Raw genomic sequence first — 12,851 nt, forward strand, 5'->3', positions numbered from 1 at the left:
ATACTTGCCGCGCGATGGAGCAGCCTGGTAGCTCGTTGGGCTCATAACCCAAAGGTCGCAAGTTCAAATCTTGCTCGCGCAACCAATTTAAAAGGCCCTTTGAATTTCAAAGGGCCTTTTTTCTTGGCCGGTAAATAGATCAAAAAAAGCCCTCGCAATGAGGGCTTTGTCGTTTCTGGCAATTGCATTCAGCCGTGCCAGGCCGAGCAGCGAATCACGCTGCAGAAATTGCCCCGGTGAAAGTGCGGCTCCTTGTCCGCAATCACGTCCGCCTTCACATTGCCGAAGGTGGTCTGCGGCTTGTGCCGAATGCCGTCGTAGAAGGCCTGGATGATGTCCTCCTTGAAGTGCTCAGTCCGTGGATGCGCGTGCACGACCTGCGTGCGCTCGGCCTCGCTATATTCTTTGTAAGTCAGCCCCAGCACGTCCATCTCGACGCCGGCAGTGACCAGCGCCACCACCGGATGCATGTGCTGTGGAATGCCCGGCGTGGTGTGCAGCGCGATCGCCGTCCACACCAGGTCGATGTCGTGCTGCGAGATTCCATGGCCGCGCAAAAACTCACGCGCCACGTTCGCACCGTCGACCTCGAAGCGCTCGTGCGCGCTGCTGTGCTGCTTCAGCAGGCCCATGTCGTGGAACATCGCGCCCGCATACAGCAGTTCCGGGTCGAAGCTCAGCCCGCGGCGCTTGCCGGCCAGCGCGCCGAAGTAATAGACCCGGCTCGAGTGATGAAACAGCAGCGGCGGCGCGGTGTCGCGAACCAGCTCGGTCACCTCGCGGGCCAGCTTGCTGTCGGGGATGCGCACCCCTTCGATATCGGTTGTCGTCAACGCCATGTGGATTTCTCCTGTGAACAGAAGATCGACTCTAGGGGTCGGCTACAGTGTCCTGAACCGTCTTAATGCGACGAATCCCGCCATTGCAGGACGGAAAGAGACACAGCCCACACCATGCGCAAAACCAAAACCAAAACCAAAACCAAAACCAAAACCAAAACCAAAACCAAAACCATCGCGATCCTCGCCATGCCCGGCGTCCAGTTGCTGGACGTGTCGGGGCCGCTGGACGTGTTCGCGGAAGCCAACGTACAAGCCCATGCGCAGGCCTACCGCCTCCAGGTCATTGCAAGCCGACGCGGTGCCATTCGCAGTTCGTCCGGCGTTCGGCTGATGCCCGATGCGGTCATCGGCGACGACATGCCCGAGCCGATCCACACGCTGCTCGTTGCCGGCACACCTCACGCGGCAAGCGCCGCAGCCGACCTCAACGTTGCCGCGTGGCTGCGCCAACTTACTCCCAAGGCGCGCCGCTTCGGCTCCGTCTGCAGCGGAGCCTTCGTGCTGGCGCAAGCGGGCTTGCTGAACGGCCGGCGCGTGACCACGCACTGGGCGGTGGCCGATCAACTCGCGCGTGACTTCCCGTCGGTCACCGTCGACGCCGACGCCATCCACGTGCGCGACGGCCGGTTGCGCACCGCTGCCGGCGTCACTGCCGGCCTGGATCTTTCGCTGGCATTGGTCGAGGAAGATCTGGGCCGCGAGATCGCCATGAAGGTCGCAGCGCAGTTGGTGATGTTCTTCAAGCGCCCCGGCGGCCAGATGCAGTTCAGCCGCAAGGGCGAAGCCGCGCCCGCGGGCCGCTCGGCCTTGCAGGAAGTTCAGCGCTGGGTCGCGGCGAACCCTGCCGCCGACCACAGCGTGGCCCACCTTGCGGCACGCATGGACCTCAGCGAGCGCCATTTCGCGCGGCTGTTCAGGCAGGAGGTAGGGGTCACACCCGCGGCATGGGTGGAAGACATTCGCGTGGCGGCTGCACGCGGCCTGCTGGAGGCCGGAGACGCCGCACCCAAGCAGGTGGCGTCCCTGTGCGGCTTTGCCGATACCGACACGCTGCGCCGTGCGTTCCAGCGCCAGGTCGGCATCACGCCGGCGGAATACCGCAAGCGCTTCGCGCACGCCGTCGTCTGAAGAAGAACGACGGCCTGGGCGAGAGGGGGGATCAGTCCGGCACGACCGCCGTCACTTCGATCTCGACCTTTGCACGGTGCTCAACCAGCGCAGCCACCTGCACGCAGGTCATGGCTGGAAAGTTGCGGCCCATCGCGTCGCGATAGACCGGGCCGAGCTCGGAAAGCCGGCGCGTGTACTCGTCGCGATCGGTCACGTACCAGGTCATGCGCACCATGTGCTCCGGGCCCGCGCCACCCGCGCGAAGCACCTCGGCGATGTTGCGCAGCGCCAGGCCGCACTGGTCGATGAAGTCGTCCGACTCGAACTGCTGCTGCGCATTCCAGCCGATCTGGCCGCCGACGAACAGCATCGTGCCGCGCGCGGCAACGCCGTTCGCATAGCCCTTGGGAGGCAACCAGCCTTCAGGCTGCAGGAGTTTGTTGATCATGGTGTTGTGTTGAGTTGTCTCAGTTTGAATCGCTGGAGCTTGCCGGTCTCGGTGCGTGGCAGCACCGTCACAAACTCGATCTCGCGCGGGTATTTGAATGGCGCAATCGTCGCCTTCACATGGTCCTGCAACGCCTTCACTAGCACTGCGTCGCCCTCGTGGCCGGGCTTGAGCACGCAGAACGCCTTCACGATCATGCCCCGGTCGGCGTCGGGCTTGCCGATCACGCCGCACTCGGCCACGGCCGCGTGCTTGAGCAGCGCGTCTTCGACCTCCGGTCCGCCGACGTTGTAGCCCGCGGTGATGATCATGTCGTCGGCGCGTGCCTGGTAGAAGAAGTAGCCGTCGTCGTCCTGCACGAACGAGTCGCCGGGGTAGTTCCAGCCGTTCTTCACGTAGTCGGTCTGGCGCGCGTCGTCCAGGTAGCGGCAGCCCACGGGGCCCTGCAGCGCCAGCTTGCCGACGGTGCCGCGCGGCACCTCGTTGCCCGCGTTGTCCACCACCTTGGCGGTGAAGCCGGGCACGGCCTTGCCGACCGCGCCGCGGCGCACGTCGCTGCCGGCCGCGGAGATGTAGATGTGGAACACCTCCGTGCCGCCGATGCCGTCGAGCATCTCTAGGCCCGAGGCGTCCTTCCACAGCTGTCGCGTGGCGTCGGGCAGGGCCTCGCCGGCGCTCACGCTGATGCGCAGGCTCGGCATGCCGTGCTGCTTCACGAACGGCGCCATCTGGCGATAGAACGTGGGCGCTGTGTAGCAGATGGTGGCGCCCACCTCGTTGATGAGCTTCACCAGCCCTTCAGGCGTGAACGGCGCATCGGCGAAGTAGATCGACGCGCCCGCCCACATCGGAAACACCAGCATGCCCCCCAGCCCGAAGGTGAAGGCCAGCGGCGGCGAGCCCACCACGATGTCGTCGCTGCGCGCGCGCAGCACATGGCGCGGCCAGGTCTCGCACATTGCGAGCACGTCGCGGTGCGTGGTGACGGGCGCCTTGGGCTTGCCCGTGGTGCCCGATGTGAACGCGAGCAGCGCAATGTCGTCCGATGCCGTGGGGCAGGCGGTGAACACGCCGCTCTTGCTCGCAGCGCGCGCGGAGAGCGAGTCGGGTGCATCCGGCTTGTTGAACGCGATCACGGTGGCAAGCACCGGGTACTCGCGCTGCGCGGTCAGGAGTTCGTCGAGCAGGCGGCCGTCGCACAGCGCGGCCACGGGCTGCGACTTCTCGATGATCTCGCCCAGCTCCTTGGCGCGCAGCAGCGGCATCGTCGCCACGGCGATGAGCCCGGCCTTCACCACCGCAAGCCACGACAGCGCCATGGCCACCGAGTTGCCGCCGCGCAGCAGCACGCGGTTGCCCGGCACCAGCCCCAGGTCTTGCGTCAGCACCTGCGCGATGCGGTTGACCTCGACGGCCGCTTGCGCGTACGTCAGCGTGCCTTGCGGCGAGCGCAGCATCGGCTTGTCGCCGAAGCCTTTGGCCGCTGCCTTGTCGAGCAGCTCCTCGACCAGGTTGAGCTGGTCGGGCAACTGCAGCTCGGGCAGCTCATAGCGAAAGACGGGCAACTGCGCGGCAGGCGGCAGGCGGTCATGAACGAAGCGGTCGACTTGGGCAGACACGGTATTTATCCCCGCAGAACGGATTTGCCAATGATCAGTTGTTGAACCTCCGTCGCGCCTTCGTAAATGCGCAGCGAGCGGATGTCGCGGTAGAGGCTTTCAATCTTCGTGCCAACTTTCACGCCAAGGCCGCCGTGCATCTGCAGTGCCATGTCGATCACGCGGCTCGCGTTCTCGGTGGCGCACATCTTGGCCATGGCCGCGGCGGCCGACACGTCGCCCACCGCAGGTGCACCGCGTTGCTCCGCATCGTCGCGCATCCATGCGGCGCGGTAGGTGAGCAATGCGGCGCTGTCGATCAGCGCGGCCATTTCGCCGAGCTTGGCTTGCGTGAGCTGGAAGTCCGCGAGCGTCTGGCCGAACATGCGGCGGTTCTTCGAATGCGAAATGGCTTCCGCCAACGCGCGGCGGCCCATGCCGAGCGCGGCTGCCGCCACCGATGCACGGAAGATGTCGAGCGTGCGCATCGCCAGCTTGAAGCCGCCGTTGAGCTCGCCGAGCTGCGCCGTGCGCGGCACCACGCAGTGGTTGAAACGCAGCGTGGCCAGCGGGTGCGGCGCCATCACGTCGATGTGTTCCGACGTGTCCAGTCCCGGCGTCGTCGCGTCGACGATGAAGGCGGTGATGCCGCGCGTGCCGCCCTTGGGGTCGGTCTTTGCGAACACGCAATAGAAGTCGGCGATGCCGCCGTTGCTGATCCAGGTTTTCTCGCCGTTGAGCACCCAGCCGTCGGCCGTGGCTTCGGCGCTCATCGCCATCGCGCCCACGTCGGAGCCGGCCTCGGGTTCGCTCAATGCGAAGGCAGCGATCTTGCTGCCCTTGGCCACGGCGGTGAGGTAGGTCGCGTGTTGCTCCGGCGTGCCCGCGAGCGTGATCGCGCCGCTGCCCAGGCCCTGCATCGCGAATGCGAAGTCCGCGAGCGGCGAGTGGAACGCGAGCGTTTCGCGCAGCAGCACCAGCGCGCGCGAGTCGAGCCGCTCCAGCGCGCCGCCCGAAGAGCCCGGCACGGCGTAGCGCAGCCAGCCGCCGTTGCCCAGGCGCTTCACCCAGTCGCGGCAAGCCGCGCGGTCGTCGTGTTCGTCGATCTCTTGCGATGCGGTCCAGGGCAACAAGCCTTCGGCCAGTTCATGGTGCGCCGCATCGAAGAAGGGCAACGCGAGGTGCGTCGTCGAAGGGGGCGTGGGGGCCTTGGTCATCATGGCTTCAGTCTCCGCCGAACACAGGCTTCTTCTTGGCGGCGAAGGCTTCGTAGGCGCGCTTGAAGTCTTCGGTCTGCATGCAGATGGCTTGCGCTTGCGCTTCGGCTTCGATGGCCTGGTCGATGGTCATCGACCATTCCTGCGCGAGCATGGTCTTGGTCATGCCGTGCGCGAAGGTGGGGCCTTCGGCCAAGTCGCGCGCCACCTTGGTGGCGGCCGAGAGCAGCGCATCGCTGTCGTGCAGTGCGTTGAAGAAGCCCCAGGCATGGCCTTCCTGCGCGGTCATGGCGCGCCCGGTGAACAGCAGCTCCGACGCACGGCCCTGGCCGATCACGCGCGGCAACAGTGCGCACGCGCCCATGTCCGCACCGGCAAGGCCCACGCGGGTGAAGAGAAACGCCGTGCGCGTCAACGGCGAGCCGTAGCGCAGGTCGCAGGCCAACGCAATCATGGCGCCGGCACCGGCGCACACGCCGTCGATGGCGCCCACGATCGGCTGCGGGCATGCGCGAATCGCCTTCACCAGGTCGCCCGTCATGCGCGTGAACTCGAGCAGCTCGGGCATGCGCATGCCGGTCAGCGGGCCGATGATTTCGTGCACGTCGCCACCGGAGCAGAAGTTGCCGCCCGCGCCGGTCATCACGATCACCTTCACGTCGGTGGCGTAGTTCAGCGCGCGGAACAGGTCGCGCAGCTCGGCGTACGAGTCGAACGTGAGCGGGTTCTTGCGCTCGGGCCGATTCAGCGTGATGGTGCCGATGCCGTTGTCATAGCTCCAGGCAAAGTGCTCCGCCTTGTAGGCTGCCTTGGCTTCGAATTGAGCGCGCATGGGGTTGCCCGCGCCGATGTAGTGCTTCATTCCGTCTCCACCATCGATTGGTTGTGTGAGTGTTGCTTGACCTTGCCGAGCAGCTTGTGCAGCTGCGCGATCTCCTTGGCGCTGAGGCCGGCGAAGGCCCCCACGATCCAGTCTTCATGCTGTTGCGCCATCTCGTTGAAGAGCTTGCGCCCGCGCGCCGTGAGCCGCACGCGCCAGGCGCGGCGGTCGCCCTCGACGTTGATGCGCTCCACCAGCCCTTCGGTCACCAGCTGGTCGGTAATGCCCGTGACGTTGCCGCCCGTCACCATCATGCGGCGCGACAGCTCGTTCATCTTGAGCCCCTCGGGCGAGCGCTCCAGTTGCGACATCAGGTCGAAGCGCGGCAGCGTGGTGGTGAACTGCGAGCGCAGTTCGTTGCGCACCTGCTTCTCGATGATCTGGGTGCAGGTCAGCAGCCGCAGCCAGAGCCGCAGGGCTTCGGGGTGTTCGCTGTGCGCGCGCGCTTCGAGGTCCATGTCAATGTGTCTCCTCGCTGTCCGGCGCGGCCGCCGCTGTAGCCGCCGCTGCCATCTGTTGCTGCTTGGCGATCTCGCGGTACATCTGGTCGCGCCCGCTCAGGTACTGCCTGGGCCAGTCGACATAGCGGCTTTGCAGCTTGGCGGCTTCATGCAGCGTCCAGGCCGGGTCGGCCAGGTGCGGGCGTGCCACGGCGCACAGGTCGGCGCGGCCGGCCGCGATGATGCTGTTGGCCTGGTCGGCGTCGGTGATGGCGCCCACGGCAATGGTCGCAATGCCGACCTCGTTGCGGATGCGGTCGGAGAAAGGCGTCTGGTACATGCGGCCGTACACCGGCTTGGCGGCGCGCGTGGTCTGGCCCGACGACACGTCGATGAAGTCGGCGCCGGCCTCCTTGAAGAGCCGCGCCATCAGCACCGCGTCGGCATCGGTGTTGCCGCCGGGTGCCCAGTCGTGCGCGGAGATGCGCACGCTCATGGGCTTGTCTTCGGGCCACACGGCGCGCATGGCGCGGAACACTTCGAGCGGGTAGCGGCAACGCGCTTCGATGCTGCCGCCGTATTCGTCGGTGCGCAGGTTGGTCAGCGGGCTGATGAAGGCCGACAGCAAGTAGCCGTGCGCGCAGTGCAGCTCGAGCCAGTCGAAGCCGGCCTCCAGCGTGCGGCGGGTCGCGTCGACGAACTGGTCGCGCAGCGTGTCCATCTGGGCGCGCGTGATGGCGGCGGGCAGCTGGTTCTGTTCGCCGTACGGCACGGCACTGGCGCCCAGCACCGGCCAGTTGCCACTTTCGAGCGGCTCGTCGGTGCCTTCCCAGCCCACGCGGGTCGAGCCCTTGGGGCCGCTGTGGCCCAGCTGCATGGCGATCTTGGCGCTCGACTGCGTGTGCACGAAGTCGACGATGCGTTTGAACGCGGCCTGCTGCGTGTCGTTGTACAGGCCCGTGCAGGCCGGGGTGATGCGGCCTTCGGGCGTCGGGCTGGTCATTTCGACGAACACCATGGCGGCGCCGCCGAGCGCGCGCGCGCCCAGGTGCACCAGCAGAAAGTCTTGCGGCACGCCGTCGACCGCGCTGTAGGTGGCCATCGGCGACACCAGGATGCGGTTCTTCAGCGTGAGCCCGCGCACCTTGTAGGGCATGAGCATCGGCGGCATGGCCTTGCCGCCCGCAAGCCACTGCTCGTAGCCGCCCAGCCATTGCGTGTCGCGCACGCGCAGGTTCTCGTGGCTGATGCGTTGCGAGCGCGTGAGCAGCGAATAGGCGAACTGCTCGATCTGCATGCCCGTGTAGCGCGGCACGTTCTCGAACCACTCCGTGGAATTGCGCGCGGCGTTCTGGATCTTCAGCACCTCCACGCTGCGGCGGGCTTCGTAGCCTTCGAGCACATGGTCGAGCGTGCCGCCCTGCGTGAATTCATTGGCCAGGTCGATCGCGTCTTCCAGCGCGAGCTTGGTGCCCGAGCCGATGGAGAAGTGCGCCGTGTGCGCGGCGTCGCCCATGAGCACCACGGGCACCGAGCGGCCTTCGACGTCGATGCGGTGCGTCCAGCGCTCGCACACCACGCGCGGAAAACGGATCCAGTTGGCCGAGCCGCGCAGGTGCGTGGCATTGCTGATGAGCGAATGGCCGCCCAGGTATTTGGCGAACAACTTCTCGCAGAACGCAACGGCCTCGGGCTGCTCCATCTGGTCGAGGCCGTGGGCCTTCCACACGGCCTCGGGCGTCTCCACGATGAAGGTGGAGGTCTTGTCGTCGAACTGGTAGGCATGCGCCTGGAACCAGCCGTGCTCGGTCTGTTCGAAGGCGAAGGTGAAGGCGTCGAAGGTCTGGTGCGTGCCCAGCCACACGAAGCGGCATTCGCGCAGGTCGACGTCGGGCTTGAACACCTCGGCGTAGCGCTGGCGGATGCGGCTGTTCAGGCCGTCGCTGGCAATGACCAGGTCGGCGTTGTACTTCGCGGCAATGGTCTGGTCGTCGGTGGCGTCGGTCTCGAAGACCAGCTCCACGCCCAGCGCCATGCAACGCTCCTGCAGGATGTTCAGCAGCCGCTTGCGGCCGATGCCGCAAAAGCCGTGGCCGCCCGAGCGCACCTGGCCGCCCTTGAAGAACACCTGAATGTCGTCCCAGTGGTGAAACTCGTTGCCGATGAGTGCCGCCGTGGGGCCGTCGGCCGCGCGCAGGTTGCCCAGCGTCTGGTCGCTCAGCACCACGCCCCAGCCGAAGGTGTCGAACGGCCGGTTGCGCTCGACCACGGTGATCTGCAATGCGGGGTTGCGCGCCTTCATCAACAGCGCGAAGTACAGGCCGGCAGGCCCGCCGCCGATGCACAGGATGCGTTGAAGGTCCGAAGCGGGAGCGGATGTGACCGGGCTGAGGCTGTTCATGGTTGAATAGTTTAGACATAAACAATTTGCTGTCAATGAGGATTCGTAACCACGACGGAGCACCGCCCGGAGCCCCATCAGAGCCCACCCGGCGCACCGCTGCGGGCCCAGGCGGCCGGGCCCCTCATGCACGAACTGTGAAAAATCAATACCATCGGCCTCATGCAAAACTTGATACTGAAGATCGAGTCGCAGCTGGCCTCGCTGCCTGTTCCCATCGCCCTGGAACTGCCCGATGGCCGGCGCGTTGCCCAGGCGGGAGCCCGCGTCACGCTGGCTTTCAAGGAGTGGACGGTGCTCGCCAAGCTGGCCGCCCGCCAGGTAGGGGCCATCGGCGAGGCCTACGTCGAGGGCAAGGTGCAGATCGAGGGCGCCATGCGCGACCTGATCGACGCCACCGTGGGCATGCTGCCGGGCAACCCGGCCCAGACCGACACCAGCTGGTGGAGCCGCCTGCAGCACCGCACCAAGTCGCGCGGCTCGCATTCGCTGCGCAAGGACGCCGCGCAGATCGAGTTCCACTACGACGTTTCAGACGACTTCTACGCGCTATGGCTCGACCCGCGCCGCGTGTATTCCTGCGCCTACTTCCGCACGCCAGAGCTCACACTGGCGCAGGCGCAGGAGGCCAAGCTCGACCACATCTGCCGCAAGCTGATGCTGCAGCCGGGCGAGCGCTACCTGGACATCGGCTCCGGCTGGGGCGCGCTGCTGCTGTGGGCGGCCGAGCACTATGGCGTGGACGCCACCGGCATCACGCTGTCGAAGAACCAGCATGCGCACGTGCAGCGCCTGATCGAGGAGAAGGGCCTGCAGGGGCGGGTGCGCGTGGAGCTGCGCGACTACCGCGAGCTGCCCGACACCCAACCTTTCGACAAGATTTCATCGGTGGGCATGTTCGAGCACGTGGGCGCGGCCAACATGCCGACCTACTTTCGCAAGGTGCACGCGCTGCTCAAGCCCGGCGGCCTGGTGCTCAACCACGGCATCACCTCGGGCGAGCTCAACTACCGGCAACTGGGCGCGGGCATGGGCGACTTCATCGAGAAGTACATCTTTCCGGGAGGCGAGCTGATGCACGTGACGCATGTGCTGCGCGAAACGGCCGCGGCCGGGCTGGAAATGGTCGACACCGAAAGCCTGCGCCCGCACTACGCGCGCACGCTGTGGGCCTGGTCGGACGCGCTGGAGGCCCAGCTGGACGCCGCGCTCGAAGTGCTGCGGCGCAGCGGCGGCCACGCGGGTGAAAACGCCGAGCGCGTGCTGCGCGCCTACCGGCTTTACCTGGCGGGTTCGGCCATGAGTTTCGAGCAGGGCTGGATCTCCCTGCATCAGATGTTGTCGACAAAGCCTGACGGTAATGTAGGGCGCGCGGGCGTCTTGCGCGGGGCGCAATCGGTGTACCCTTTTGCCCGTGATTACATCTACAACAAGTGAGTGAGAAACACCATGCTCTATCGTTTTCAGTCCCGCGCCTCCGCTGATTTCGTCATGCTCGAAGTGCATGCCCGCCAACTGCTCGACATCGTCGGCAAGTCGGTTGCGCCGCAAGGCATCATCACGGTCGAGCAGATTCCCGGCGCCATTTCCGCGCTCGAGGCCGCCTTGGGCCGCGAAGGCAGCAACGCCCACAACCATGACGACTACGCCGTCGAAGGCCATGCCAACGACGCCGAGAAGCAGCATGTGGGACTGCACCAGCGTGCAGCCCCCCTGCTTCATATGCTCAAGGACTCGCTCGCCGAGAGCAAGGACGTGACCTGGAAGACCTGAGCCCGCTCAGTCGACCTTTGCGCCGGAGTCCTTGACCACCTTCGCCCACTTCACGTGCTCGCTTGCAATGAGCTTGGTGAAGTCGGCGGGTGAATTGCCGCTGGGCAGCGCGCCCTGCGCAAGCATCTTTTCCTTGATGGCCGGCGTGCTCAGCGACTTGGCCACTTCCTGCTGAATGCGGTTCACGATTTCGGGCGAGGTGCCGGCCGGCGCCAGCAGCCCGAACCACGAGCTCGCCTCGAAGCCCTTGAGCGCGGGGCCGCCCACCTCGGCCACCGTCGGAATGTCGGGCAGCGCGGGTGAGCGCTGCGCGCTGGTCACGGCCAGCGCGGTCAGTTTGCCGGCCTTGATCTGCGCCATCGACGAGGGCAGGTTGTCGAACATCACGTCGGCGTTGCCGCCCACCATGTCCAGCAGCGCGGGGCCCGAGCCCTTGTACGGAATGTGCGCCATGAACGTGCCCGTCATGCTCTTGAACAGCTCGCCCGCCAGGTGAATGGAGGTGCCGCTGCCGCTGGACGCCATGTTCAGCTTGCCCGGGTTGGCCTTGGCGTACTTGATGAAGTCCTGCACGTTGTGGATGTTCATCGTCTTCGCTTTTTCGGCGTTCATTTCCATCACGTTGGGCACGGCGGCCACCAGGGTGATTGGCGCGAAGTCCTTGATCGGGTCGAAGGGCAGCTTGGGGTACAGGGCGCGGTTGATGCCGTGCGTGCCCACCGTGCCCATCAGCAGCGTGTAGCCGTCGTTCGACGCGCGCGCCACCAGCTCGGCGCCCACGTTGCCGCCGGCGCCCGCGCGGTTGTCCACGATGAATTGCTGGCCGAAGGCCTTGGAGAGTTCGGGCGCAATGGCGCGCGCCAGGATGTCGGTGGTGCCGCCGGCCGCGAACGGCACGACGATGCGCACCGGCTTGGTCGGCCAGGTGCTCTGTGCCCACGAAGGGGCGGCCATCACGGTGAGTGCGGAAGCGACGGAAGCGGCCAGCGCGGTGCGGCGATTCAATTTGAAAGGTGAAGAAAAGTTCATGCGCGCGTTTGTACAGGGGCGCGGCGCCAGCGTCGCGGGTGAAAACCCCGTGAGCCGATGGGGTAGGCGCGCCGGCCTGTCGGCCCGCGAGTGCCTCAGCCCACCTGCATGCGCTGCGCAAAACGCTCCGCGCGAAACCGCTCCAGCACAAAGTCGACGAACACCCGCGTCTTGGGCGGCAGCAGTTTCTTGCTCGGGTAGTACAGCCACACCGCGCCCGCGTCCTGGAACCACTCGGACAGCAGCCGCACCAGGTCGCCGCTTCGCAAGCTTCGCTCCACGAAAGGCATCGGCAGCATGGCCACGCCCAGCCCCATCAGCGCGGCCTGTGCAATGGCCTCGGGGTCGTTGAAGATGGCGCGCGGGCGGGGCAGGTCGACGGTGGCCTCCTCGCCGCGCGCATGGCGCAGCGTCCAGCTGCGCACCCGGCCCGTGGGCGAGGAGCGGCGCGGCAGCGTGTCTAGCGCGGCCAGCTCCAACGGATGCAGCGGGCGCTTGCGGCCCTGCATGTACCCGGGCGAGGCCACCGCCACCACATGAATGCGCGCCAGCTCGCGCGCCACCAGCCCGGCCGGCAGCTCGATGCCCCCGCCAATGGCCGCGTCGAAGCCCTCGCCCACCAGATCGACCTGCTGGTTGTCGAAGTGCCAGTCCGGCAGGATGGCCGGGTAGCGCGCCAGAAAGTCGCCCATCAGCGGCAGCACATGCGTGCGGCCGAAGGCCTGGCCCATGCTCACCTTCAGCGTGCCCGCTGGCTGGCCGTCGTCGGTATTGATGCCGGCCACCGCCTCCTGCAGCGTGGCCAGCGCGCCGCCGATCTGCGCCAGAAAGCGCTCGCCGCCCTCGGTCAGCGTCAGGCTGCGGGTGCTGCGCTGGAACAGCCGCACGCCCAGGCGCGCTTCCAGCCGCGCCACGTTCTTGCTGACCGCCGCCGGGGTCAGGCCCAGGCGCCGGGCTGCGGCCGAAAAGCTGCCGCCCTCGGCGCTCTGCACAAAGGATTCGAGGTGATTGAGCGGTTCCATGAGCCACATTTTCAATCATTGGTTGAAATTGATTGGCCAAATTACCGGCTACCCGTAATGCAATCAAACGCCCAAACTCGAGCCCATCCAA

At 66.4% G+C, this 12,851-nt stretch carries 12 protein-coding genes and 1 tRNA gene; 4 read left to right on the top strand and 9 right to left on the bottom strand.

Going from position 1 to position 12,851, the window contains the following annotated elements; translation table 11 throughout:
• Positions 1 to 8: 8 nt before the first annotated feature.
• Positions 9 to 85, top strand: a tRNA-Met gene (locus tag VLK31_RS14275).
• Between the two features lie 103 nt (positions 86 to 188).
• Here VLK31_RS14275 and VLK31_RS14280 read toward each other — a convergent pair.
• Entirely contained in the window at positions 189 to 839 is a 651-nt protein-coding gene (locus VLK31_RS14280) for an HD domain-containing protein (protein WP_409169056.1), read from the bottom strand.
• A 114-nt stretch (positions 840 to 953) separates the two neighbouring features.
• On the opposite strand from VLK31_RS14280, the gene VLK31_RS14285 reads away from it, so the two are divergent.
• The gene (locus VLK31_RS14285; RefSeq protein WP_409169057.1) at positions 954 to 1,970 is read left to right on the top strand and encodes a GlxA family transcriptional regulator; all 1,017 of its coding nucleotides are present in this window, start codon (positions 954 to 956) and stop codon (positions 1,968 to 1,970) included.
• A gap of 31 nt (positions 1,971 to 2,001) precedes the next feature.
• Here the strand turns inward: VLK31_RS14285 and VLK31_RS14290 are convergent, their stop codons facing one another.
• From VLK31_RS14290 to VLK31_RS14315, 6 genes are read right to left on the bottom strand one after another with little or no spacing between them, the layout of a single operon-like run.
• Positions 2,002 to 2,400, bottom strand: a complete 399-nt coding sequence (locus VLK31_RS14290) for a RidA family protein (protein ID WP_409169058.1) — start codon at positions 2,398 to 2,400, stop codon at positions 2,002 to 2,004.
• Complete coding sequence (locus VLK31_RS14295; protein ID WP_409169059.1) at positions 2,397 to 4,019, bottom strand: AMP-binding protein; 1,623 nt, start codon at positions 4,017 to 4,019, stop codon at positions 2,397 to 2,399. Before VLK31_RS14295 ends, VLK31_RS14290 begins: the two co-directional genes overlap by 4 nt.
• A gap of 5 nt (positions 4,020 to 4,024) precedes the next feature.
• Positions 4,025 to 5,218: an acyl-CoA dehydrogenase family protein gene (locus VLK31_RS14300; RefSeq protein ID WP_409169060.1), complete on the bottom strand. Its 1,194-nt coding sequence runs from the start codon at positions 5,216 to 5,218 to the stop codon at positions 4,025 to 4,027.
• Positions 5,219 to 5,222: 4 nt separating this feature from the next.
• Positions 5,223 to 6,077 (bottom strand): enoyl-CoA hydratase family protein, encoded by an 855-nt coding sequence (locus VLK31_RS14305; protein WP_409169061.1) that lies wholly within the window; start codon positions 6,075 to 6,077, stop codon positions 5,223 to 5,225.
• A complete protein-coding gene (locus tag VLK31_RS14310; protein WP_409169062.1) occupies positions 6,074 to 6,553 on the bottom strand; it encodes a MarR family winged helix-turn-helix transcriptional regulator in 480 nt (159 codons plus the stop codon). Before VLK31_RS14310 ends, VLK31_RS14305 begins: the two co-directional genes overlap by 4 nt.
• Position 6,554: 1 nt before the next feature.
• On the bottom strand, positions 6,555 to 8,936 hold the full coding sequence (locus VLK31_RS14315) for a bifunctional salicylyl-CoA 5-hydroxylase/oxidoreductase (protein ID WP_409169063.1): 2,382 nt from the start codon (positions 8,934 to 8,936) through the stop codon (positions 6,555 to 6,557).
• Positions 8,937 to 9,098: 162 nt separating this feature from the next.
• Between VLK31_RS14315 and VLK31_RS14320 the strand changes: the two genes are divergently transcribed.
• On the top strand, positions 9,099 to 10,373 hold the full coding sequence (locus VLK31_RS14320; RefSeq protein ID WP_409169064.1) for a class I SAM-dependent methyltransferase: 1,275 nt from the start codon (positions 9,099 to 9,101) through the stop codon (positions 10,371 to 10,373).
• Positions 10,374 to 10,385: 12 nt separating this feature from the next.
• Positions 10,386 to 10,709, top strand: a complete 324-nt coding sequence (locus tag VLK31_RS14325; protein WP_409169065.1) for a DUF1840 domain-containing protein — start codon at positions 10,386 to 10,388, stop codon at positions 10,707 to 10,709.
• A gap of 6 nt (positions 10,710 to 10,715) precedes the next feature.
• Here VLK31_RS14325 and VLK31_RS14330 read toward each other — a convergent pair whose 3' ends face one another.
• Complete coding sequence (locus VLK31_RS14330; RefSeq protein WP_409169066.1) at positions 10,716 to 11,738, bottom strand: Bug family tripartite tricarboxylate transporter substrate binding protein; 1,023 nt, start codon at positions 11,736 to 11,738, stop codon at positions 10,716 to 10,718.
• A gap of 95 nt (positions 11,739 to 11,833) precedes the next feature.
• Positions 11,834 to 12,760: a LysR family transcriptional regulator gene (locus VLK31_RS14335; protein ID WP_409169067.1), complete on the bottom strand. Its 927-nt coding sequence runs from the start codon at positions 12,758 to 12,760 to the stop codon at positions 11,834 to 11,836.
• Positions 12,761 to 12,851: the final 91 nt, after the last annotated feature.

The sequence above is a fragment of the Variovorax sp. H27-G14 genome (genome assembly GCF_046156345.1).
Taxonomy (GTDB): Bacteria; Pseudomonadota; Gammaproteobacteria; order Burkholderiales; family Burkholderiaceae_C; genus Variovorax.